Here is a 22,474-nt window from a genome sequence, read left to right on the forward strand (position 1 = left end):
ATCCACACTTCGCCACGGCCATATCCGTGCCTTGCGAGGGATGCTGACATGATTGGCGGAAATCCGTAAGCTACGGGTGACCTAATTTCCTTGAAGTATCGGTCTCATGCAGAACAGCACAAACGATATCCTTGTCGCCGCCGGGGTCGTGAAAACCTTTCCGGGTGCCATCGCCCTCAACAAGGTCGATTTCTCGCTGCGGCGCGGCGAAGTGCATGCGTTACTGGGTGAAAACGGCGCCGGAAAATCAACATTGATCAAGTGCATGACGGGTGCCTACCGCCGCGATTCCGGTCTCTTGACCCTTGATGGTTCCGAGATCAACCCGCGCGACACGCTCGATGCCCAGAAGCTGGGGATCGGCACCGTCTACCAGGAGGTCAATCTGCTCGGAAATCTGAGCGTTGCGGAGAACCTCTTTCTCGGCCGCCAGCGTTGCCGATTCGGTCTCATTCAGAACGGCGAGATGAAAAGACGGGCCAGCGCGCTGCTTGCGCAATACGGCATCGACATCAACGTCTCCGCAGCACTGGAAAGCTATTCCGTCGCCATCCAGCAAGTGGTGGCGATCGCCCGCGCCGTCGATCTCTCCGGCAAGGTACTGATCCTCGATGAGCCGACCGCCAGTCTCGATGCGCAGGAAGTGGAGATGCTGTTTCGCATCGTCCGCGACCTGAAGGCGAGGGGGCTCGGGATTGTCTTCATCACCCATTTTCTGGAACAGGTCTACGATATATCGGACCGTATCACCGTACTGCGCAACGGCCAGCTGGTCGGAACGCGCGCGACCGCTTCCCTGCCGCGCCGGGAGCTCGTGACGATGATGCTTGGTCATGAGCTTCAGTCCGTCGAAAAGGCAGCCGGTGGCGCAGAAACCGCGAGCGGCCCCGTTCATTTCCGGTTTTCCAAATATGGCAAGATCGGCAAGATCAAGCCCTTCGATCTGGACGTCCGCAAAGGCGAGGTCATCGGGATTGCCGGTCTTCTCGGCTCCGGCCGCACCGAAACTGCGGAATTGATGTTTGGCGTGCACAAGGCCGATAGCGGCAGTGCCGATATCGGCGGCAAGACCGCTGATCTGTCGTCGCCGCGCGCCGCCATTGCCGAAGGGTTCGGGTTCTGCCCGGAAGATCGCAAGCTGGACGGTATCATCGGCGAACTGTCCGTGCGCGAAAACATCGCTCTGGCCTTGCAGGCGCGGCGCGGCTGGGCAAGGCCGCTGTCTGCATCCGAGCAGAACGCCTTGGCCGATCGCTACATCAAGGCTTTGGACATTCGCACCAGCGACCGGGAAAAGCCGATCAGGCTGCTCTCCGGTGGCAATCAGCAGAAAGCCATTCTGGCGCGTTGGCTGGCGACCAATCCGCAATTTCTCATTCTGGATGAACCGACACGCGGCATCGATGTCGGCGCCCACGCGGAAATCATCCGGCTGATTGGTGAACTCTGCGCGCAGGGCATGTCGCTTATTGTCATTTCCTCCGAGCTTGAGGAACTCGTCGCTTACAGTTCGAGGATTATCGTCCTTCGCGACCGCGCTCATGTCGCTGAGCTGACCGGCAGTGAGATCACCACCGAACATATCGTCAATGCCATTGCTGCGGCAACGGCTGCAGGAGGCGCACAATGATCGACAACGCAAAACGCCTCGGCCGGCGTCTGCTTCCGCAATTCATCGCACTGGCGATGATCCTGATGCTGATCCGGCTGGTCTTTCCGGATTTTTTCTCGATCGAAATCCAGAATGGGCGGCTCTATGGGAGCCTGATCGATATTCTCAATCGCGGTGCGCCGGTCGCTCTTCTGGCCGTCGGGATGACGGTTGTGATTGCCACCAAGGGCATTGATCTCTCGGTCGGTGCGGTCATGGCCATCTGTGGCGCTGTCGCCGCGGCATCCAGCGTGCGTGGCGACCCGCTTGTCGTCACTCTGCTATTGGCAGTGGGGACCGGCCTGATCTGCGGTGTCTGGAACGGTTTTCTCGTTTCCGTCCTCAATATTCAGCCGATCATCGCCACGCTGGTGCTGATGGTGGCCGGACGCGGTATCGCCCAGTTGGTGACGGAAGGCGCGATCCTGACCTTCAACGATCCCGGCCTGATCTTCATCGGCAGCGGTTCGTTCTTCGGTCTGCCCATGCCGGTCATCATCTGGCTTGTATTCGGCATCGCCGTCGCACTGCTGGTGCGGCGCACGGCGCTCGGAATGCTGATCGAGGCTGTCGGCATCAACCGCCGCGCCAGCACCCTGTCCGGCATCCAGACGCCGTTGCTGTTGATGGCGGCTTACATGCTGTCGGGGCTCTGTGCGGCCATCGCCGGCCTGATCGTCACGGCCGACATCAGGGGCGCCGATGCCAACAATGCCGGGCTCTGGCTGGAGCTCGACGCCATTCTCGCCGTCGTCGTCGGCGGCACGTCGCTGCTCGGCGGCCGGTTCAGCATCGTTGCCTCGCTGATCGGGGCGATGATCATCCAAGCGGTCAATACCGGCATCCTGTCGTCGGGCTTTCCGCCGGAATTCAACCTGATCATCAAGGCTGCGATCATCGTCATCATCCTCGTCATCCAGTCGCCTCGGGTGCAGGCCGGACTGACGTTCCTCAGCCGAAAATCCATCCGCAGAGAGACCGCAGAGCAGTCCGTCCGATGAACCAGAAATATCTCCCGCTGATCGCAACCATCGTCATCTTCGTCGTTTCCTATGCGGCGTGTGCCGCGCAGTATCCGAACATCCTGTCGACCCGGGTGATTGGCAATCTGTTGACCGACAATGCCTTTCTGGGCATCGCTGCGGTCGGCATGACCTTCGTCATCCTGTCGGGCGGCATCGACCTGTCGATCGGCTCGGTGATCGCCTTCACCGGCATCTTCCTGGCTGTCCTGATGCAAAATACCGGGATCCACCCGCTCACAGCCTTCGTGCTGGTGCTTTTGATCACCACGGCGTTCGGCGCGGTCATGGGGGCGATCATTCACTATCTTGAGATGCCCGCCTTCATCGTGACGCTGGCCGGCATGTTTCTCGCGCGGGGCATGGCGTTTGTTCTGTCGATCGATTCCATTCCGATCAAGCATCCGTTCTACGCGACGATGAAGACGTTTTACTACAAGCTTCCGGGCGGAGGCCGCATCTCTCTGATCGGCGGACTGATGCTGCTGGTCTTTGCCGCCGGCATACTCATTGCCCAGCGAACCCGCTTCGGCACCAATGTCTATGCGCTGGGCGGCGGCGCCCAGACGTCAGCCTTGATGGGCGTTCCGGTCGGCCGCACGACGATTATGATTTATGGACTTTCGGGCTTTCTCGCCGGGCTTTCCGGAATCGTTTATTCCCTATACACGTCAGCCGGCTACTCGCTCGCAACCGTTGGTGTCGAGCTGGATGCGATTGCCGCAGTGGTGATTGGAGGAACGCTTCTGACAGGAGGTGCCGGGTTTGTTGGAGGAACACTCGTCGGCGTTTTGATCCAGGGATTGATTCAGACTTACATCACCTTCGACGGTTCGCTGTCGAGTTGGTGGACGAAAATTCTGATCGGTGCTTTGCTGTTTGCATTCATATTGATGCAAAAGGCCATCCTGTTTTTATCGCGCCAAAACAAAAGGTATTCCTGAGGGGGGAGTTGCTTGCGTAAGGGTTTGCTCGAAACCGTCCTGACCGGTGCGCGAACGCGCACGAGCCACGCACAGGTGGTGGATGAACTGGGCAAGGCCATTGTGTCGGGCGAGTTTCCCGTGGGCTCCATTCTACCCGGCGATCCCGAACTGGCGATGCGTTTCAAGGTGTCGCGGACGGTGTTGCGCGAGGCGATGAAGACGCTGGCGGCAAAAGGACTGATCGTGCCACGTGCCCGGATCGGTACGCGGGTGACGGCCAAGAACCAATGGAACCTGTTCGACAGCGACGTTCTGACATGGCATTTCCATCGAGGTGTCGATGAAGAATTCCTCTATCACCTCAGCGAGATCCGCTTGGCATTCGAACCCCACGCCGCAGCCCTTGCCGCCGTCAACGCGACGGAGGCCGAGATCAGCGGCATGATGCGGCTGGCGGTTGCGATGGGGGATCCCGAACACACCGCCGAAACGCTGGCCATGGCCGACCTGCGGTTTCATCTCGCGGTGGTCGAGGCCTCGGGAAACCCGTTCATGCGCACCGTCGGCAGCCTGATCGAGGCAGCGCTGGTCGGCATCTTCAAGCTGAGTTCGCCCGCATCGGGCCGCGAAGGCATTGACGAGGTGTCACGTTCGCATATCAAAATCGTCGAGCAGATCAGCCGGCGCGACGAGGCGGGGGCAAGGGCAGCGATGCAGAACGTCATCCGCGTCGGGCGCGAGCGCGTTCGGGTGGCGCTCAACGAGCCCATGGAAGTGACCGCGCCAACCCGGTAATTCCGCCGCTTGTTTCGGGGTGGGACCGGAACGGCCGGAGCAGTTGGTCGTCGATAAAGCGGGACCAAAGCCAAAAGAACCGTAATTCTGCAGTTGCTGCCTTGCTGCAACTGCGTCTTCCGCCTATTTGATAGGGCTGCAACTGACGCGCGTCGCCTCCGATGCGCGTATCTCCCATCAACGGTGTCCGAGGGTTATGTCCGAACTGATTGTTATTTTCGTTCTTCTTTTGATCAATGCGTTTTTCGCGCTTTCGGAAATGGCAATTGTGTCGGCAAGCCGGCCGCTGCTGCGGCAGATGGCAAAACAGGGCAATAGCCGCGCCGAACTGGCGCTACGGCTGGCCGAAGATCCGGGTAAATTCCTCTCTACCGTTCAGGTCGGCATCACCCTTGTTGGAACGCTCGCCGGTGCCTATGGGGGCGCCACTATCGCCGACAAGCTGGCCCCGACGCTCGACACGATCACCTGGATCAACCCTTACGGCAGCACAGTTGCCGTCGCGCTGGTCGTCACCCTCATCACCTATCTCTCCGTGGTGATCGGCGAACTTATTCCCAAGCAGCTTGCGCTGAAGAACTCCGAAGGCGTGGCGATGTTCGTCGCCGGCCCGATGTCGTTTCTGTCGCGCCTGTCTGCCCCCGTCGTCTACCTGTTCGAGATGTCGGCATCACTGTTCATGCGGATATTCGGCGTTTCCAGCGATAGTGACCACGTCACGGAAGAAGAAGTCCAGGCGATCATGGCCGAAGGCGTCGAAAGCGGCGCCATCGAGAAGTCGGAGCATGAAATGCTGCGCCGGATCATCCGGCTTGGCGATCGCAACGTCAAATCGATCATGACGCACCGCACCGAGGTGAGCTTCATCGACGTCAACGACACCCTGGAAACCATCCGCGCCAAGGTCGAGCAGTCGGCCCATTCCCGTTATCCGGTGATGGATGCGACGGGCGAGGTGCTCGGCGCCGTCCAGGTCAAGGAAATCCTCAATGCGCCGCCCAAATCGGGCTTTCAGATCCGCAACTTCGTCAAGGATATCCACACCTTGCCGGAAACGGCGTCCTGCTTGAAAGCGCTAGAGGCGTTCAAAGCCTCGCATATAAACATGGCAATGATCGTCGATGAGTACGGCAGTATCGAAGGCATCATCACCGTCGCCGACATCCTGGAAGCGATCGTCGGAGTGCTGCCGTCGAATTATGACGATATCGAACATGCGCTGATCCGCCAGCGTGATGACGGATCCTATCTGGTCGACGGCCGGACCCCGATTGACGAAATCCACCTGACGATCGGTATCGATGAAATTGATTCCGATGGCAGTTATGAAACCATTTCCGGCTTCCTGGTGCAGCAGTTGCGCAAGAACCCAGAGGAGGGTGACGTAACCGAAGCCTATGGCTATCGTTTCGAAGTCATCGACATGGATGGCCGCCGTATCGACAAGATTCTTGTCTCGCGCGCCGCGCACTGAAACTTGCCGATCGTTTGAAAAACAAAAAGGCCGGGGAACGCCCGACCTTTTGCCAACTCGTTTGTGTTTGGCCTGCTAGTACATCCGTAGTCAGGTCAACTGCACCCAATACTCAGCTGCTTTGGTTAATAAACAGTTAACGCCTTCACAGCCGCGTCCGCTCAATTTTCCTCGATCGAAATGCCGCCTTCGCCGATTTTTACTTCCACGCCGTCAGGCTTGGATTCCTTGTCGTAGATATAGACGCCCAATCCCACCACCAAAACGACGAGACCTCCGATAAGCATATAGAGCGCATTGCGATTCAACTTTATTTCCTTCCAACAAGGGCTGCCTTTTCCCGCAGTTAAATAGTCCTGCATTGTATTTTGGGAAGAGGAAAATGATCAATTAGACGGCTAATTAGCGAAGAATCATCACATCGCAGACAGCACCGGCGTCCACTGCAGACGCATGCGGCGGCCGGATGATCAGGCAATCAGACTGGGCAAAGACCTGCATCATCGAAGAATCCTGCCGCAAGAAGGTTTCTGCCCGCAGAACGCCATCGGCGCCCCTGGTCAAGCGTGCCCGAACATAGTCCTGACGCTTGTCGTTGGCGGGAAGCGCGGTCACTGTTTTTGCCTGGCCGCTGCGATCACGCGGTGGCAGGGAGCCAAGATGGCGCAACAACGGCTCCAGAAACAGCAGCGCGCAAACGAGGCTGGAAACCGGGTTTCCGGGCAAGCCGAGCACGGTCATGCCGTCAAGGGTACCCACCATCAGCGGTTTTCCAGGACGCATGGCGATCTGCCAGAAATCCAGCACCATGCCGCTTTCCACCAGTGCCGGCTGGACGAGGTCATGATCGCCGACGGAGGCGCCACCCAGCGTTACCAGCACATCCGCGCCTGCGGCCTGCGCTTTTGCGACTGCCGCAGCAATGAGCGCATTGTCGTCACGCACAATCCCGAGATCGATGACTTCGGCTCCATTGTCGCGGGCGATGGCGGCGACGCCATAGGTGTTCGAGGCAATGATCTGGCCGGGACCCGGCACGCTACCGGGCGGCAGCAATTCGTCGCCGGTGGCAAGGATGGCTACTTTCGGGCGCTTGAACACCGGCAAACGCGGATGGTTCATCGCCGCCGCGACCGTCAATCGGCCGGAATCAAGCATTTCGCCCGTGCGCAAAACGATATCGCCTATCGCGAAATCCTGCCCCTTGGGACGGATATGCCGGCCTTGCGCCGGGGCAAAGGTGGTGCGGATACGGCCGTCCGGCAGTGTATTGGCGTCTTCCTGGATCAGAACGGTATCGGCGCCGGCTGGAACTGGCGCACCGGTAAAAATGCGCACCACCTGGCCGGGGCCGACATGGCCGGAAAAACCACGCCCAGCCGCTGATTCGCCGATGACGACAAGTTCGGTGCCAACTTGGGCAAAATCCTCGTGCCGGCCGGCATAGCCATCCATCGCCGAATTGTCGAAGGCGGGATGAGTGACGAGAGCGGCGACATCGGTTGCGAGAACCCGTCCCATCGCCTCGTGAAGGCCAATCACATCCGAGCCGGTTATCGGCGCCGAGATTGCCAGCAGCCGGTCGAGCGCATCTGAAACCGGGAGCAATGCCATCAGTCCGGACTTTCCGTGCGGACATAGTCGCCAGACCGTCCGCCTGATTTCCGGGCAAGCCGGATACCGCCGATTTCCATCTCCCGGTCGGCCGCCTTGGCCATGTCGTAGATCGTCAGACAGGTAACGCTGGCAGCGGTCAGGGCTTCCATCTCGACGCCGGTGCGCCCGGTAAGTTTGGCCGTCGCCTCGATCCTCAGTCCGGGCAATGTCTGATCGGCGGTGATTTCCACGGACACTTTCGACAGCATCAGCGGGTGGCAGAGCGGGATGAGGTTGGCCGTCTGCTTGGCGGCCATGATGCCGGCGAGCCGCGCGGTGGCAAGCACATCGCCCTTCTTGGCATTGCCGCTGAGAATAAGTTCGAGCGTCTCCGGCCGCATGCGCACAAAACCCTCTGCAACGGCGATCCGTACGGTCTCTGCCTTGTCTCCGACATCGACCATATGCGCCTGGCCATCGGCCCCGATATGGGTGAGGGAAGGCGTGTTCATCATTCCGCCGCCAGGGGGGTGGCGGAACCGGTCAAAAGGGTGCGGGTCGCAGCCATCACGTCATCCTTGCGCATCAGGCTTTCGCCGACGAGGAATGTCGAAATGCCGCTCTTTGCCAGCCGCAGACAATCTTCGTGGGTGAAAATGCCGCTTTCGCCGACGAGGAACCGGTCAACCGGAACCAGCGGTGCCAGCTTTTCCGAAAGCGCGATATCGACCTCGAAGGTCTTCAGATTGCGGTTGTTGATGCCAAGCAGCGGCGAACTCAGTTTCAGCGCCCGTTCCAGTTCTTCCTCGTCGTGCACTTCAACCAGAACATCCATGCCGAGCAAGAACGCCTCGTCCTCGAGCCTCTGCGCGTCGCTGTCATCGAGCGAGGCCATGATCAGTAGAATGCAATCGGCACCCCAGGCACGGGCTTCGTGGACCTGATAGGTCTCGAACATGAAATCCTTGCGCAGTGCCGGAAGCAAACAGGCATTGCGCGCCGCCGTCAGGAATTCCGGCGCACCCTGAAAACTCGGGCCGTCGGTCAACACGGACAGGCAGGCAGCCCCCCCGGCTTCATAGGCCTTAGCCAAGAGCGGCGGATCGAAATCCGGGCGGATCAATCCCTTGGAAGGGCTGGCCTTCTTGATTTCGGCAATCAGCCCGAACTGACCTTCCACCTGCTTGGCTTTCAGGGCGTTCAGAAACCCGCGCGGCGCTTCCTGCCCGGCAGCCATAGCCTTCAGATCGGCGAGGCCGACGCGCGATTTTGCAGCGGCGATTTCCTCGCGCTTGTAGATTTCGATCTTCTGCAGAATATCGGCCATCGGTGGTCTCCTTAAACCGCGTTCGAAACGCGGATGAGCCGCTCAAGCGTCGCATCGGCAGCGCCGCTCGTCAGCGACTTGCGGGCAAGTTCCATGCCCTCGCGAAGATCACCGGCGCGTCCCGCGATCACCAGCGAAGCGGCGGCATTGGCAAGCGAAATATCGCGATAAGGTGTCGCGTCACCCTGTAGAACGCCCTTGAGCGCGACGGCATTATGGGCACCGTCGCCGCCCTTGAGGTCGGCAAGCGGGACGGTTTCCAGGCCGAAATCGGACGGCGTCAGTTCGAATGTACGGATAGCGCCGTTGTCGAGCGCCGCCACCTGCGTGACGCCGGTCGTGGTGATCTCGTCCAAACCCTCGCCATGCACGACCCAGACGCTTTTCGAGCCGAGGTCACGCAACACTTCGGCGACCGGCACCACCCAATGCGGCGAATAGACACCGACAAGCTGCTGTGTCACGCCAGCCGGGTTCGACAGCGGTCCAAGCAGGTTGAAGATCGTCCTTGTCCCCAGTTCGACGCGGGTTGGTCCGACATGGCGCATCGCCGAATGGTGCTGCTGGGCAAACATGAAGCCGAGACCGGCTTCCGAAATACACTGTGCGATAGCGTCCGGTCCGATATCGAGCTTGACGCCAAGGCAGGAGAGCGCATCGGCCGTGCCCGACTTGGAACTGAGCGCGCGGTTGCCGTGCTTGGCAACCGGAACACCGGCACCGGCGACGATCAGCGCCGCCAGCGTCGAGATGTTGTATGTTCCGGCACCGTCACCACCCGTTCCGACAATGTCGATAGCGTCGGCTGGAGCTTTGACCGTCAGCATGCGCGCCCGCATGGCGCCGACGGCACCGACGATTTCATCGACGGTTTCGCCGCGGACGCGCAGCGCCATCAGGAAGCCGCCAATCTGGGAAGGGGTGGCTTCGCCGGACATGATGATTTCGAAGGCTGCGCGGGCATCATCGCGGTTCAGCGCTTCACCCGCTGCGGCCTTGGCGACGAAAGGCTTCAAGTCCGGCATGCTGATCCCTTTTTGCGTTACCGCTGCTGCGACAGAGCGAGCTCGGCAAGCTGCTGGTTGATCGTAACACCGTAGCCCTTCTGCAACTCGCTGACCATCTGATCGAGAATGTCGTCGCCGCTGGCCTGGGCGATGGCATTGATCTGCCGGTCGTCGTTGTCGAGCGCATCGCCCGGATTGTCGTTATCGACTTCGGTGACCTTCAAAAGAATCTGGCCTTCGCCGCCGATGCCGGGTGCGTTGGCAACCAGGCCGTTCGCACCGCCGAATGCTGCAGCAACTGCCGCAGGGCTAAGCGCTGCATCTTCCGCCGAGCGGCGAAGTCCAGTTTTGGTTTCGACGGCAATACCGAGTTCTGTGGCGATGGCTGCCAGTGTCTCGCCTTTTTCGACCCGGGCCTTCAGCTCGACAGCCTTGGCGGCCAGTTCTTTGCGCTGCTGTTCGGCTGTCCAGTCGGCCACCACCTTTTCGCGGGCTTCGTCCAGCGTGCGGTCACGCGCCGGGGTCACTTCATCGACATCGAACCAGACGTAGCCGTCGCGGCCGAGATTGACCGGCAGCGTTTCTCCGCCGACTTCAGCCTTGAAGGCTTCTTCAAGCAGGGTCTTTGCCTCCGGGATGCCGGCAATCTCATCGCCGTTCGCATCGTTGCCGCGTGCATCGACCGCGTTCAGGACGGAAAGCTTGAGGTTGGTCTGTTCGGCAGCCTCCTTCATCGAGGCTCCGGAAACGCGGGCATCCTCGAATTTGTCGTGGATACCCATGATTTCGTTGGCGGCATTGGTCAGCGCCAATTCCTTGCGCAGCTCGTCCTTGACCTCGTCATAGGCCCGAACGGTTTGCGGCTTGATGTTCGTGACACGCAGGATGACGGCACCGAAGGCGCCGTCGATGACCGGAGTCGTCTGACCATCGGCCACGAGCGCAAAAGCGGCGTCGCCCAGCTTGGCATCAGGCATCCGGTCGCGGGTGAAATCACCGAGCAGCACGTCGCTTGCGGTCTTGCCGGAAGCGGTGACCAGAGCGTCGAAGGTCGTGCCGGTGGAAAGCTTGACTGCCGCCGCGTCAGCCTCCGCGCGCGAGGGGAAGGAAAGCTGTTCGACGGTGCGTGTTTCCGGCGTGCTGAAGCTGTCCTTGCGCTTGTCGTAATCGGCCCGCACTTCATCTTCGGTGACAGAGGCCGGGTCGGCGATATCGGCTGGTTCCAGCTTTACATAGCTGATCTTGCGGAATTCCGGCGCGCGGTATTCGGCCTTGTGGGTTTCGAACCAGGGCTTGAGAACCTCGTCCGAGGGGGCCTTGACCGGATCGACATTGGCATTCGACAAAAGCAGGTAGTCGAGCGTGCGGGTCTCGTTGCGGTACTGGCGCAGCGCGTCGCTGAGCACCTTGGGCGGCGTATAGCCGTCCGACAGTGCTTCGACGATCTGCGAGCGTACGGCAACCTGGCTGCGGTTGTTGATGTAATCCTGTTCGCGCAAGCCCGCATTGCGGAGCACGCTCGAGAAGGTCCCACGGTCGAACTGGCCGTTGACGCCCTTGAACGCGGGGTCTTCGCTGATCAGCGAGGCGAGGCGGTCCTGCGAGAGGCCGAGGTTCATGTTCTCGGACAACTGGTCAAGTGTCGCGCCGGCGACGAGCTGCGAGTAGACCTGCGCTTCGACACCAAAAGCCTTGGCTTGTTCGCGGCTCAGCCGCGTACCAAACTGCCGGGAAAGCTGGGCAAGCTGGCGCTCGTAGGCAAGGCGAAAATCGCTCGGCGACACTTTGACGTCGCCGACGGTCACAACCGCATCAGCCGTTGCCGTTACCAGAGACGTGGACACACCCCAGACACCGAAGGAAAGAACAAGAAGGGCCAAGAGCCCTTTGACAACCCAAGTCTGGGCGCCTTTTCTCAGGAATTCAAGCATGGGACTGCATACCTCGTCGCAATTTCGGGACCGCCGGATGGCAGCCGGTGTCGTTCCTTAGAGCAATCCGTGGCGGAATTGAAGGGTTTAACCGCGCAAAAAGTCGAGGAAATCGGTGGCGCGTCGGCAAAGGGTATCTGCTGTCCGCAGATTTGTTGCCGATGTCGCGCCAGTAGCTTTGCGGACCGAAGCGCACGCCATCCGGGGCCGTGCCGTTCGAAGACCGAAACATGTCGGAAATATTAGCCGGCAATCTAAAAATATCTGTCACTATCAGTGGCGGAGCGGGCCATAACATCCCCGAAAATGATAGCATCGACCCGCCAGACTATGCCGACTCGCTTGATGCGCAGCAATCCTGGCGGGAAAGCCGGAGTGCAGACATGGAATCCATCATCGTCATGGTCAATCTGTTCGGGGCGGTCGCGTTGCTGCTGTTCGGCTTGTCCCAGGTCAAGGACGGTGCGACACGCGCTTTCGGCATCAAGCTGCGGACCGGATTGGCGCAAGGCACCAGCGGGCCGGTGCGTTCGTTTGTGGGCGGGTTCGTCGCAACCGTCGCTCTTCAAAGCTCGACCGCCACTGCTTTGATGATTGCGTCCTTTGTGGAAAAGGGACTGGTTCGTGCACGCATGGCACAAATCGTGCTGCTTGGGGCGAATGTCGGAACCGCCGTTACCGCCTGGATCGTCGCAACCGGCATCGACTGGCTGTCGCCATTGCTCATTCTTGGAGGCGTCATGCTGGTCCGGGCAGGGCGATCCAGTGCGAAGCAGGGTGCAGGCACGGCCCTGGTCGGTATCGGCCTGATGCTGCTGTCGTTGCATTTGCTCGGGCTAGCGACGGAGCCGATGCGCCAGTCGCCGGCGCTCGGCAGCTTCCTCACCATGCTCGACAGCGCCTGGCCTGTCGCCATGATCTTCGCGGCCGCACTTGCCTTCGTCTCGTCCTCCAGTCTTGCCGTGGTTGTTCTCATCCTGTCGCTAGCAGGTGCCGGTATCCTGTCATCCGGTCTGACGATCGCGCTCGTGCTGGGCGCCAATCTGGGTGGTGCGATCCCGCCTGTGATGGCGACATTGTCGGCCTCGGCTTCGGCCAAACGGGTCACGGCAGGCAATCTTATCGTTCGCACCATCGGCTGCCTGATCGCCCTGTCGGTGGCAGCACCTGCGGCCGCTTTCCTGCAGACTCTGCCGCTGTCGCCGGAAAAGCTGCCGGTCGATATCCACCTGATCTTCAACGTCGCGCTCGCCATTCTCGCTTGGCCATTCTCATCGGTGCTGTCAGCCGCCATGCTGCGGCTAATTCCCGATGAACCGAAGGCCGAGACGGGCCCGCTCTATCTCGACGACCGCGCGCTGACGACACCGGTCATCGCGCTCTCCGGCGCAACCCGGGAAGTGCTGCGGGTCGGCGACCTGATCGAGAAGATGCTGATCGCGGCGATGAATGCGTTCAACAGCAACGATCGTATTCAATTGCAGGACATCGGAAAGCTGGAAAAGCAGGTCGATCTGCTGCAGCAGGAAGTCAAAATCTATCTGTCACGGCTTGGACGCGGCGGTCTGAGCGACGACAACGGCCGCCGCTCGATCGTCATTATCGACTATGCCATCAACCTCGAACATATCGGCGACATCATCGAGAAGGGCCTGACGGAAGAGGTCAGGAAGAAGATCGACAATGGCCTTAAATTCTCCGAGGACGGCTATCAGGAACTGACGACGCTGTTTAATCTCACCATCGACAACCTGCGGATTGCCCAGACCATTTTCGTGACCCGAGATGCCGATCTCGCGCGCCACCTGATGGAGGTGAAAGTCGATGTCCGCCACATGGAGAAACGCTCGTCCGAGCGCCACCTCGAGCGGCTGCGCGATGGGCGTGCGGATAGCCTCCAGACGAGTTCGCTGCATCTCGACATCCTGCGCGATCTGAAGCGCATCAACGCCCATATCGTATCCGTCGCGCATCCGATTCTCGATGAGAGCGGCCTGTTGACGGAAAGCCGGCTGCGGATGCCGCACTGACCTCAAGGGACTGTGGTGATCCCGGTACGCACAAAAGCATCGAAACATGGTGTCAGCGTTATGCGGCGATGGCCCTCGGCAAGCACAGGCTGATAAAGGTTGAGCAGCGCCAGGCGTGCGGCCGTCGGCGGGCATGTCGGGTAAAGTGCAAGATCGACGGCGTCCACAGCCTGTTTGACCTGCGCATCGAGCAGCGGCACGGCCCGGTAGGGGTCGGCACCGATGGCGATGTGTTTCGGCGCATGGCGATCCATCAACCAGGGGAAGGGATTGATGAAGTCGATTGTCATGATCGTCTCGAAACGCACCTTGTTGGCGGTTTCGAACGTCTCGATTGCCGAAATCACCTCATCGGCATTCTTCAGCCACTGCGACTGAAATTCGAAGTCGCTGTAGAGCAGGAATGACGGCAACTCGCCGGCTTCGGCCAATGCCTGGTAGGCTGGACGGTAAGCCACGTAGTTGGTTTGCAGGCGCTGCGCCCGCTGGCTCAAAATGGAACGAATACCGACGGCGCCCATGCTCTTGAGGTTATCCTGTTCAAGCGGCGTGTTGTTGACGCTGCCGATAAACGCGCGTGCTGCTTTTTGCGTGACGATAACGACCGGAGGAATGGCCGCGCTGCAAACAAGGATCGCCACGGCGGCAAAGCCTGCCGACGATCCCTTGCGGCGATAATTTTCGATGAGGATGGCAAGCAGCAGCGGCCACAGGAAGATGAACGCCTGGCTACCGGTATTCTGGCTTTCAAACAGCAGACCGGCAGCGATGAAACCCGCCATCCAGAGAAAAGATTGATCCGCAATCCTGCCGAATGCCGAAAAGCCGGGTTTTCCGATGAAGTCGCGGAGTGCCGCCCGAAATACGGGCAACTCACTGACGACCAAGACGAGGCCGAGCAGGCAGCACGCCAGGATCACACCGAAATTGATCGAAGCGGCTTGCAAAAGCCGCGGCAACAGGCTGCTGTCGTTGATGACGACCAGCGACAGGATGTCGGTCGCATAGGCCGAAACAGCCCCGGATGTGACTTCCAGAAGCCCGGCCGCTGCGAGGAAGACGCTTCCGCCGGCAACAGCTGCGCGAAGGGGCAGGCGTCCGGCGAGAAAAGCCATCAGGCAAAGGACAAGACCTCCGACCATACCGGTGACCTTGATGAAGAGCAGAGCAAGCATGGCAAGCGCCGTCACTGCAGCCAGCGTCTTCCATCCGCGCACAAAAACCAGCCCGGCTGCGAGCACATACAGCAATTGACAGACTTGGCGATTGTAGACGCCGAAGCCATCGGAGCCCGGATAGGGGTAGAAATCGCCGGTGTTGAAAGGCAGCAGTGAAAAGAACAGGAATGGCAGCAGCAGCCCATAAGCAGTTGCCATCGAGCGTTTCTGCACGTCGACGATGACCAGCGCCATCAACGGTGCCGTCAGCGTCATCAACGACCAGCTGGAGAGAAGCAGAGGGTGGCCATTGGGGAAAAGATAAAGCCATCCGGCGAAGAGGTAGTAGCCAAGGCCACCCACCGGGGCGAAAAAATCGACGGAGGGTATTTGACCGTCGAAAATACGATTTGCTGCGTCGAGATAGATGTAATGGTCCCAATACATCGGACCGATCGGCATGGTCACGGTCGCAACCAGTGCCAGCGGCATACATGCGACGGCCAAAGCCAGAATGATCATGGGGTGGCGTGCGAGCGCCCGCATAAGGCCGTTGTGCCCGCCGGAAAGCACCGTCTCGGTCGAACCATGCATCGTCGATATCACTCCCCCGGCATGACAACCATCAAGGCGGCCCTTCATTTTTATCGCAGGATCGGGTTTTATCCGGGTTAACATGGCGGCTCGCGCGCGGATTATGTTCCGTGCAATATCTTCCTGTTATGTAGCGGGCAGAATCGCGCCGGTTTTCAGAACCGGCTGCCACCAAAGCGGGAGAACGTGAATGAAGCGCACATGCCTGGCGATTATCTTGGCCGCGGGAGAAAGCACCCGGATGAAGTCGTCCATGTCGAAGGTGCTGCACCCGGTTGCTGGCCGGCCGATGATCGCGCATGTAGTGGACTCGCTGGTAAATGCTTCGATCTCCTCCGTAGCGCTTGTTCTTGGCCGTGATGCCGAAGCGGTTCAATCCGCCGCTGCCCGCAACGACATCGACATGTCGGCATTTCTACAGACCGAACGCCTCGGTACCGGCCATGCCGTTCTTGCGGCAAAGGATGCCATCGCCAAGGGCTATGACGATATTTTGGTCGTCTTCGGCGATACGCCGCTGATCACCGCAGTGCCGCTGCTCGCCGCGCGGCAGGGGCTGGCCGACGGCAACGATGTCGTCGTCATCGGCTTTCAAACCGCCGATCCGACGGGGTACGGGAGATTGCTTGTCGAGAACGGTGCGCTTGTGGCCATCCGTGAGCAGAAGGACGCAACTGAGGAAGAAAAGAAGATCACCTATTGCAATGGTGGCCTGATGGCGATCAACGGCCCCAAGGCGCTGGAACTGCTCGGCAAGATTGGCAATGCCAATGCGAAGGGCGAATATTATCTGACGGATATTGTCGAGATCGTTCGCGCTGAAGGCGGCAAGGCAATCGCCGTCGAGGCGCCGGAGACGGAGTTGACCGGCTGCAACAACCGCGCCGAACTGGCGATGATCGAGGCAATTTGGCAAAAGCGCCGCCGCCACGAGTTGATGGTCTCCGGTGTGTCGATGATTGCGCCGGAAACCGTTTTTCTGGCTTTCGATACGCAGATTGCCCAGGATGTCCTGATCGAGCCGAACGTGGTTTTCGGCCCCGGCGTCACCATTGAAAGCGGTGCGGTCATCCACGCTTTTTCGCATCTCGAGGGCGCGCATGTCGGCGCAGAGGCAACCGTCGGCCCCTATGCCCGCCTGCGGCCGGGCGCCAACCTGGGACCAGAATCCAAGGTCGGCAATTTCTGCGAAGTGAAGAAGGCCGAGATCGGCGCCGGAGCCAAGGTCAATCATCTCACCTATATCGGCGACGCCTTTGTCGGCGAAAAAACCAATATCGGTGCAGGCACGATCACCTGCAACTACGATGGCGTCAACAAGCATATCACCCGCATCGGCGCCAACGCCTTTATCGGTTCGAACTCGTCGCTCGTTGCGCCGGTTTCCATCGGCGATGGAGCACTTGTTGCTTCAGGCAGCGTGGTGACGCAGGATGTACCAGCGGACGCCGTGGCTTTCGGCCGGGCACGTCAGGAGGTCAAGCCGGGACGGGCGAAAATCCTGCGTGAACGGTATCAAGCCGAAAAGGCTGTGAAACAGAAGAAATAGACCGCCGTCCGCTGCGGTTAAAGCTTGAAATCGAAAGTGAATTTCCGGCCGATTGCGCATTTTTTGAAATTCGATACCAAAGCGGCATTGAAAGCCTACTATCGACCGGTGCAGGTTGTTTCAGCGCCGGCCTTGCAAAGAAATTGCGGAGAATAAAATATGTGCGGCATCGTCGGTATCGTTGGAAACCAGCCTGTCTCCGAGCGGCTTGTCGATGCGCTGAAGCGGCTCGAATATCGCGGTTATGATTCTGCCGGGGTTGCCACCATCCACGACGGCGTGCTTGAACGCCGCCGCGCTGAAGGCAAGCTGGTCAATCTGGAAACCAAGCTGCGCGGCGAGCCGCTGGCGGGCCAGACGGGCATTGCCCATACCCGCTGGGCGACGCATGGCGCTCCGACCGAAAACAACGCCCATCCGCACTTCACCGATGGCGTCGCCGTCGTCCATAACGGCATCATCGAGAATTTTTCCGAGCTGAAGGACGAGCTTTCGGCTGAAGGGGCAACGTTCAAGACCCAGACCGACACAGAGGTCGTCGCGCAACTGCTGGCCAAGCTGATCCGCGACGGGATGAACCACCGGGACGCGATGCAGGCGATGCTGCGCCGGGTTACCGGTGCTTATGCGCTAGCCGTCATCTTCCAGGATGCGCCGGACACGATCATGGCGGCCCGCAGCGGCCCGCCGCTTGCAGTCGGTTTCGGCAAGGGCGAAATGTTCCTCGGCTCCGACGCCATCGCGCTATCGCCATTCACCAACGAAATCACCTATCTGATTGACGGCGACTGGGCGGTGCTGACCGCAAACAGCATCGAAATCCTCGATCACGACGGTAAACCGGTGTCCAGGCCGCGCCAGATTTCGGTTGCGGCCGCCTATATGGTCGACAAGGGCAATCACCGCCATTTTATGGAAAAGGAAATCTACGAACAGCCGGAAGTGATTTCGCACGCGCTCGGCCATTACGTCGATTTCATCGATAATACGGTCAATCCGATTGCCGCAGCGATCGATTTCGCCAAGGTACCGAGCCTTGCCATCTCCGCCTGCGGCACCGCCTATCTCGCCGGCCTCGTCGGCAAATACTGGTTCGAACGCTACGCCCGCCTGCCGGTCGAAATCGATGTCGCATCCGAATTCCGCTACCGGGACATCCCGCTGTCGCCGCCATCGGCAGCCCTGTTCATCTCGCAATCCGGCGAGACCGCCGACACGCTGGCATCGTTGCGCTATTGCAAGGAAAACGGCCTGAAAATCGGCGCCGTCGTCAACGTCAAGGAATCCACCATCGCGCGCGAATCCGACGCGATCTTCCCGATCATGGCCGGCCCTGAAATCGGCGTCGCCTCGACCAAGGCCTTCACCTGCCAGCTGTCGGTGCTGGCTGCTCTTGCGATCGGCGCCGGACGTGCACGCGGCACCGTTTCTGAGGCCGAGGAAAAGGTTCTGGTTCGCAGCCTCGCCGAAATGCCCCGCATCATGGGCAAGGTGCTCAACAGCATCCAGCCGACGATCGAAAGTCTGGCGCGCGAATTGTCGAAATGCAAGGACGTGCTCTATCTCGGCCGCGGCACCAGCTATCCGCTGGCCATGGAAGGCGCGCTGAAGCTGAAGGAGATCTCCTATATCCATGCGGAAGGTTATGCTGCCGGTGAATTGAAGCATGGTCCGATCGCCTTGATCGACGAGAACATGCCGGTCATCGTCATCGCGCCGCATGATCGCTTCTTCGAAAAGACGGTGTCGAACATGCAGGAAGTCGCCGCCCGCGGTGGCCGCATCATCTTCATCACCGACGAGAAGGGTGCGGCTGCCTCCAAGCTCGCGACGATGAGCACGATCGTGTTGCCGAATGTCGATGAGATCATTGCGCCGATGATCTTCTCGCTGCCGATCCAGCTGCTCGCATACCATACGGCCGTGTTCATGGGCACTGACGTCGATCAGCCCCGCAATCTGGCCAAATCGGTCACCGTCGAGTGATCATACGTCCGGAAAATCCCGCTGATATCGCAGCGATCCGCACTGTGACGATCGCCGCCTTCAAGGATCATCCGCACAGCGATCAGACAGAACACCTGATCATCGACCGTTTGCGGCAGGCGGGTGCGCTCAGTCTTTCGCTGGTTGCTGAAGTGAATGGCGATGTGGTCGGCCATATCGCTTTTTCACCTGTCGAACAGTCAGACGGTTCGAAGGATTGGTATGGGCTTGGCCCGGTATCGATCCTGCCGGCATTCCAGGGGCGGGGCATCGGCAGCGCCCTGATCGGCAAAGGGCTGGAAGTGCTCAGGGAGCAGGCAGCAGCCGGATGCGTTGTGGTGGGCGATCCCGAGCTCTATCGCAAATTCGGGTTTCAGAACGATGCCCGGTTGATCTACCCAGATTGTGCGCCGCAATATTTTTTGATGCAGCCCTTGTCGTCCAATCCGGCGTCCGGCACAGTAAGCTATAACGCGGCATTTTACGCTGACGGCGACAGACAAGACGGAGCAGCATGACAGACAAACCGGCACGTGGGTTTTTTGCCACGCGGTTGAGGAATTACTTCCTGACCGGCCTGATCATCTGTGCGCCGCTGGCCATCACCGCCTGGATCACCTGGTCGTTCATCCTCTGGGCCGACAGCTGGGTCAAACCCTATCTGCCGTTCGACTACAACCCCGACAATTTCCTGCCCTATCCGGTGCCCGGTTTTGGCCTGTTGACGGCGCTGATGCTGATCACGCTGGTCGGCTTTTTCACGGCGAACCTGATCGGCCGCAGTGTTGTCGGCTTTGGCGAGTCGCTGCTTGTCCGCACGCCGCTGGTGCGCCCGATCTACAAGGGCCTGAAACAGATTTTTCAGACGGTGCTTCAGGATCAGTCGAATTCGTTCAAGAAGGCGGGGTTGATCGAGTATCCGAGTCCCGGCCTCTGGGCCCTGGTATTCATCGCCACGGATGCCAAGGGCGAACTCGCCGCTAAATTCAGCGAGCGTGGCCTGGATATGGTTGCCGTCTTCCTGCCGCCGACCCCGGTGCCAACCGCCGGCTTTCTGATTTTCGTACAGCGTGAAAAAATTGTGCCGCTCGACATGAGCCCGGAGGACGCCGCCAAGCTGCTTCTTTCCGGTGGTCTGGTTTCGCCCGACTATCTGCCGAAAACTCTCGCCGTCACGCAGGAGACAGCGCCCGCCAAACGCGGCAAGACGCTTAGCCGGCCCTGAGAAACCGGATCGCTTCATCGCGGCGATGCAGATAGAGCAGGGTTCGTAGAGCCTCGCCCCGCTTGGTCGTCAGGTCCGGATCGCGCTCGATCACATAGGCCGCATCCTTGCGGGCGATCTCTAGCAGGTCGCCGTGTGCCTCGAGGCTGGCTATGCGGAAGCCGGGCGTTCCGGACTGGCGTGTGCCCAGCAATTCGCCTTCACCGCGCAGTTTAAGGTCCTCTTCAGCGATCAGGAAGCCGTCTTCAGTATCCCGCAGGATCGACAGCCGCGCCCGGCCGTTTTCACTAAGCGGTCCCTTGTAGAGCAGGATGCAGGTCGAGGCCTCATCGCCCCGCCCGACGCGCCCCCGCAGTTGGTGCAGTTGCGCCAGCCCGAACCGCTCCGCATGCTCGATCACCATGATCGTCGCGTCCGGCACATCGACCCCGACCTCGACGACGGTGGTGGCGACCAGAAGGCGGATGTCGCCATTCTTGAAGGCGAGCATCACCGCGTCTTTTTCCGCGCCGCTCATGCGCCCGTGCACCAGGCCGACATTCGGTCCGAACTGCTTGTCGAGGCTCTGGAAGCGTTCGTCGGCTGCCATCAGGTCAGAAGCTTCCGATTCCTCGACCAGCGGGCAGATCCAATAGGCTTTCTTGCCCTCGGCAAGCGCGGTACGAAGCCGCGCGACGATTTCCCCGGTGCGTTCGGTCGATACCGTCACCGTCTGGATCGGTTTGCGGCCGGCCGGTTTCTCTGTGAGTTTGGAAACGTCCATATCGCCGAATGCCGCCAGAACCAGCGTGCGCGGGATCGGCGTCGCGGTCATGACCAGCATATGAGGGGAAATTCCCTTGGCCGTCAGACGCAGGCGCTGATGCACACCGAAACGGTGCTGCTCATCGACGACTGCCAGCAGGAGATTATTGTAGACAACGGTATCCTGGAACAGCGCATGGGTTCCGATGACGATCTGTGTTTCGCCGGACGCGATGCGTTCCAGGATGGCGTCGCGCTCGCGGCCCTTGGTGCGGCCGGTCAGCACATCGATAGTGACGCCGGCCGGTGCTGCCATCTTCGACAAGGTCGCGAAATGCTGGCGGGCAAGAATTTCCGTCGGCGCCATCAGGACTGCCTGACCGCCTGCCTCGACGGCCGCCAGAATCGACATCAGCGCCACTGCCGTCTTTCCCGAGCCGACATCGCCCTGTAGCAGCCGCAGCATCCGCTCGGTACCGGCCATATCCTTCAGCACTTCGTCGATGGCAGCCGTTTGGCTGCCGGTCAGCGAAAACGGCAGGGCGGCAAGGACCGGCCTGCTCAGCTTTCCCGTCGCGTGCACCGGTATCCCGGCCACCTTGCGCAGCCTTTGGCGCACCAGCGACAGCGAGAGCTGCCCGGCAAGCAATTCGTCATAGGCAAGCCGCCGGCGGGCAGGCGCCTGCGGATCGAGATCGGTTTCGTCGCGCGGGTCGTGCAGAGCCAGGAAACAGTCGCGTGCGGACTGAAAACCCTGCTTCTGCATCAAAGCTTCTTCGATCCATTCGGGAAACTCCGGAATGCGGGGCAGGGCCGCTTCGACCGCCTTGCGCAGGATGCGCGCCGAAAGACCGGCCGTCAGCGGGTAGATCGGCTCGACCAGCGGCAGGTTTTCGGCCTCCGTTGCCCGCACCATATAATCGGGATGCACCATCGACGGACGGCCGTTGAACCAATCGACCTTGCCGCTGACCGTCACGGTCTCGTCCACCGGCAGCGCCTTTTCCAGCCAGTTCCCCTTGACCCGGAAGAAGGTCAGCGCCAGTTCGCCGGTGTCATCGTGCAGGAAGACGCGGTAGGGCTGGCTGGTGCGCGGCGGTGGCGGCTGGTGCCGGTCGACCCGGCCGGTGATGGTGACGATGACGCCCTGCGGCGCGCGCGCGATGCCCGGCTGGTGGCGCCGGTCGATCAGCGAATGCGGCGCGTGAAAGACGAGGTCGATCACCCGGCAATCGTCGATGCTGTCGCGGCCAAGCAGCCGTGCATAAAGTTCGCCCGCTTTCGGGCCGATGCCGGGAAGCGAGTTGAGCGGGGCAAAAAGAGGGTCGAGAAGGGCAGGGCGCATGCGGGGCAGACTGAAACGAGGATTAGGTCTTTGGCAAGGCTGACAATACTCTTTTCAGCGTTTATAGAGCCATAGCGAAACGCCGCCTTTAGCGACGCGGCGGCAGGAAGGACTT

The 22,474-nt window shown here is 60.3% G+C and carries 18 protein-coding genes; 10 read left to right on the forward strand and 8 right to left on the reverse strand.

The genetic code is table 11. The features are described from left to right. Window positions 1-106 precede the first annotated feature (106 nt). The 5 genes from ytfR (at window position 107) to ACP7E6_RS13815 (ending at window position 5,868) form a co-directional block, all read left to right on the forward strand. Window positions 107-1,630: a galactofuranose ABC transporter, ATP-binding protein YtfR gene (ytfR, locus tag ACP7E6_RS13795; RefSeq protein ID WP_426230280.1), complete on the forward strand. Its 1,524-nt coding sequence runs from the start codon at window positions 107-109 to the stop codon at window positions 1,628-1,630. Then, complete coding sequence (locus ACP7E6_RS13800; RefSeq protein WP_426230281.1) at window positions 1,627-2,652, forward strand: ABC transporter permease; 1,026 nt, start codon at window positions 1,627-1,629, stop codon at window positions 2,650-2,652. Before ytfR ends, ACP7E6_RS13800 begins: the two co-directional genes overlap by 4 nt. Next, complete coding sequence (gene yjfF / locus ACP7E6_RS13805) at window positions 2,649-3,617, forward strand: galactofuranose ABC transporter, permease protein YjfF (RefSeq protein WP_426230282.1); 969 nt, start codon at window positions 2,649-2,651, stop codon at window positions 3,615-3,617. Before ACP7E6_RS13800 ends, yjfF begins: the two co-directional genes overlap by 4 nt. Window positions 3,618-3,629: 12 nt before the next feature. Then, window positions 3,630-4,394 (forward strand): FadR/GntR family transcriptional regulator, encoded by a 765-nt coding sequence (locus tag ACP7E6_RS13810; RefSeq protein WP_426230283.1) that lies wholly within the window; start codon window positions 3,630-3,632, stop codon window positions 4,392-4,394. 196 nt (window positions 4,395-4,590) lie between these two features. Further along, window positions 4,591-5,868, forward strand: a complete 1,278-nt coding sequence (locus ACP7E6_RS13815; protein WP_426230284.1) for a hemolysin family protein — start codon at window positions 4,591-4,593, stop codon at window positions 5,866-5,868. 161 nt (window positions 5,869-6,029) lie between these two features. On the opposite strand, the gene ACP7E6_RS13820 is transcribed toward ACP7E6_RS13815, so the two are convergent. The 6 genes from ACP7E6_RS13820 to ACP7E6_RS13845 form a co-directional block, all read right to left on the reverse strand. Further along, the gene (locus ACP7E6_RS13820; RefSeq protein ID WP_426230285.1) at window positions 6,030-6,176 is read right to left on the reverse strand and encodes a hypothetical protein; all 147 of its coding nucleotides are present in this window, start codon (window positions 6,174-6,176) and stop codon (window positions 6,030-6,032) included. A gap of 94 nt (window positions 6,177-6,270) precedes the next feature. Continuing rightward, complete coding sequence (glp, locus tag ACP7E6_RS13825) at window positions 6,271-7,482, reverse strand: gephyrin-like molybdotransferase Glp (RefSeq protein WP_426230286.1); 1,212 nt, start codon at window positions 7,480-7,482, stop codon at window positions 6,271-6,273. Next, window positions 7,482-7,976: a cyclic pyranopterin monophosphate synthase MoaC gene (gene moaC / locus ACP7E6_RS13830; protein ID WP_426230287.1), complete on the reverse strand. Its 495-nt coding sequence runs from the start codon at window positions 7,974-7,976 to the stop codon at window positions 7,482-7,484. Before moaC ends, glp begins: the two co-directional genes overlap by 1 nt. Further along, window positions 7,976-8,791, reverse strand: coding sequence for an indole-3-glycerol phosphate synthase TrpC (gene trpC, locus ACP7E6_RS13835; protein WP_426230288.1), 816 nt, complete (start codon window positions 8,789-8,791; stop codon window positions 7,976-7,978). Before trpC ends, moaC begins: the two co-directional genes overlap by 1 nt. A gap of 11 nt (window positions 8,792-8,802) precedes the next feature. Further along, a complete protein-coding gene (gene trpD / locus ACP7E6_RS13840; RefSeq protein ID WP_426230289.1) occupies window positions 8,803-9,816 on the reverse strand; it encodes an anthranilate phosphoribosyltransferase in 1,014 nt (337 codons plus the stop codon). Between the two features lie 17 nt (window positions 9,817-9,833). Then, on the reverse strand, window positions 9,834-11,729 hold the full coding sequence (locus tag ACP7E6_RS13845; RefSeq protein ID WP_426230290.1) for a SurA N-terminal domain-containing protein: 1,896 nt from the start codon (window positions 11,727-11,729) through the stop codon (window positions 9,834-9,836). A gap of 383 nt (window positions 11,730-12,112) precedes the next feature. On the opposite strand from ACP7E6_RS13845, the gene ACP7E6_RS13850 reads away from it, so the two are divergent. Then, entirely contained in the window at window positions 12,113-13,759 is a 1,647-nt protein-coding gene (locus ACP7E6_RS13850; RefSeq protein WP_426230291.1) for a Na/Pi cotransporter family protein, read from the forward strand. A 2-nt stretch (window positions 13,760-13,761) separates the two neighbouring features. Here the strand turns inward: ACP7E6_RS13850 and ACP7E6_RS13855 are convergent, their stop codons facing one another. Beyond that, window positions 13,762-15,510, reverse strand: coding sequence for a hypothetical protein (locus tag ACP7E6_RS13855; protein WP_426230292.1), 1,749 nt, complete (start codon window positions 15,508-15,510; stop codon window positions 13,762-13,764). A gap of 190 nt (window positions 15,511-15,700) precedes the next feature. Between ACP7E6_RS13855 and glmU the strand changes: the two genes are divergently transcribed. The 4 genes from glmU to ACP7E6_RS13875 all read left to right on the forward strand — a co-directional run bounded on the left by glmU (window position 15,701) and on the right by ACP7E6_RS13875 (window position 20,270). Next, window positions 15,701-17,059 carry a bifunctional UDP-N-acetylglucosamine diphosphorylase/glucosamine-1-phosphate N-acetyltransferase GlmU gene (gene glmU, locus ACP7E6_RS13860; protein ID WP_426230293.1) on the forward strand — a complete coding sequence of 453 codons (1,359 nt, stop codon included), beginning with the start codon at window positions 15,701-15,703 and terminating at the stop codon, window positions 17,057-17,059. A gap of 159 nt (window positions 17,060-17,218) precedes the next feature. Further along, window positions 17,219-19,045: a glutamine--fructose-6-phosphate transaminase (isomerizing) gene (glmS, locus tag ACP7E6_RS13865; protein WP_426230294.1), complete on the forward strand. Its 1,827-nt coding sequence runs from the start codon at window positions 17,219-17,221 to the stop codon at window positions 19,043-19,045. Then, a complete protein-coding gene (locus tag ACP7E6_RS13870; protein WP_426230295.1) occupies window positions 19,042-19,563 on the forward strand; it encodes a GNAT family N-acetyltransferase in 522 nt (173 codons plus the stop codon). Before glmS ends, ACP7E6_RS13870 begins: the two co-directional genes overlap by 4 nt. Beyond that, window positions 19,560-20,270: a DUF502 domain-containing protein gene (locus ACP7E6_RS13875; RefSeq protein ID WP_426230296.1), complete on the forward strand. Its 711-nt coding sequence runs from the start codon at window positions 19,560-19,562 to the stop codon at window positions 20,268-20,270. Before ACP7E6_RS13870 ends, ACP7E6_RS13875 begins: the two co-directional genes overlap by 4 nt. Here ACP7E6_RS13875 and recG read toward each other — a convergent pair. After that, complete coding sequence (recG, locus tag ACP7E6_RS13880; protein ID WP_426230297.1) at window positions 20,257-22,359, reverse strand: ATP-dependent DNA helicase RecG; 2,103 nt, start codon at window positions 22,357-22,359, stop codon at window positions 20,257-20,259. The two genes, ACP7E6_RS13875 and recG, sit on opposite strands and share 14 nt — an antisense overlap. Window positions 22,360-22,474 lie beyond the last annotated feature (115 nt).

The sequence above is a fragment of the Pararhizobium sp. DWP3-4 genome, from assembly GCF_049898205.1.
In the GTDB taxonomy this organism is placed as follows: Bacteria; Pseudomonadota; Alphaproteobacteria; order Rhizobiales; family Rhizobiaceae; genus Pararhizobium.

What these genes read in the sequence shown, in the direction of transcription:
- ytfR (WP_426230280.1), top strand. Translation starts at nt 107, where the DNA reads ATGCAGAACAGCACAAACGATATCCTTGTCGCCGCCGGGGTCGTGAAA.
- ACP7E6_RS13800 (WP_426230281.1), top strand. Translation starts at nt 1,627, where the DNA reads ATGATCGACAACGCAAAACGCCTCGGCCGGCGTCTGCTTCCGCAATTC.
- yjfF (WP_426230282.1), top strand. Translation starts at nt 2,649, where the DNA reads ATGAACCAGAAATATCTCCCGCTGATCGCAACCATCGTCATCTTCGTC.
- ACP7E6_RS13815 (WP_426230284.1), top strand. Translation starts at nt 4,591, where the DNA reads ATGTCCGAACTGATTGTTATTTTCGTTCTTCTTTTGATCAATGCGTTT.
- glp (WP_426230286.1), bottom strand. Translation starts at nt 7,482, where the DNA reads ATGGCATTGCTCCCGGTTTCAGATGCGCTCGACCGGCTGCTGGCAATC.
- moaC (WP_426230287.1), bottom strand. Translation starts at nt 7,976, where the DNA reads ATGAACACGCCTTCCCTCACCCATATCGGGGCCGATGGCCAGGCGCAT.
- trpC (WP_426230288.1), bottom strand. Translation starts at nt 8,791, where the DNA reads ATGGCCGATATTCTGCAGAAGATCGAAATCTACAAGCGCGAGGAAATC.
- trpD (WP_426230289.1), bottom strand. Translation starts at nt 9,816, where the DNA reads ATGCCGGACTTGAAGCCTTTCGTCGCCAAGGCCGCAGCGGGTGAAGCG.
- ACP7E6_RS13845 (WP_426230290.1), bottom strand. Translation starts at nt 11,729, where the DNA reads ATGCTTGAATTCCTGAGAAAAGGCGCCCAGACTTGGGTTGTCAAAGGG.
- ACP7E6_RS13850 (WP_426230291.1), top strand. Translation starts at nt 12,113, where the DNA reads ATGGAATCCATCATCGTCATGGTCAATCTGTTCGGGGCGGTCGCGTTG.
- ACP7E6_RS13855 (WP_426230292.1), bottom strand. Translation starts at nt 15,510, where the DNA reads ATGCATGGTTCGACCGAGACGGTGCTTTCCGGCGGGCACAACGGCCTT.
- glmU (WP_426230293.1), top strand. Translation starts at nt 15,701, where the DNA reads ATGAAGCGCACATGCCTGGCGATTATCTTGGCCGCGGGAGAAAGCACC.
- glmS (WP_426230294.1), top strand. Translation starts at nt 17,219, where the DNA reads ATGTGCGGCATCGTCGGTATCGTTGGAAACCAGCCTGTCTCCGAGCGG.
- ACP7E6_RS13875 (WP_426230296.1), top strand. Translation starts at nt 19,560, where the DNA reads ATGACAGACAAACCGGCACGTGGGTTTTTTGCCACGCGGTTGAGGAAT.
- recG (WP_426230297.1), bottom strand. Translation starts at nt 22,359, where the DNA reads ATGCGCCCTGCCCTTCTCGACCCTCTTTTTGCCCCGCTCAACTCGCTT.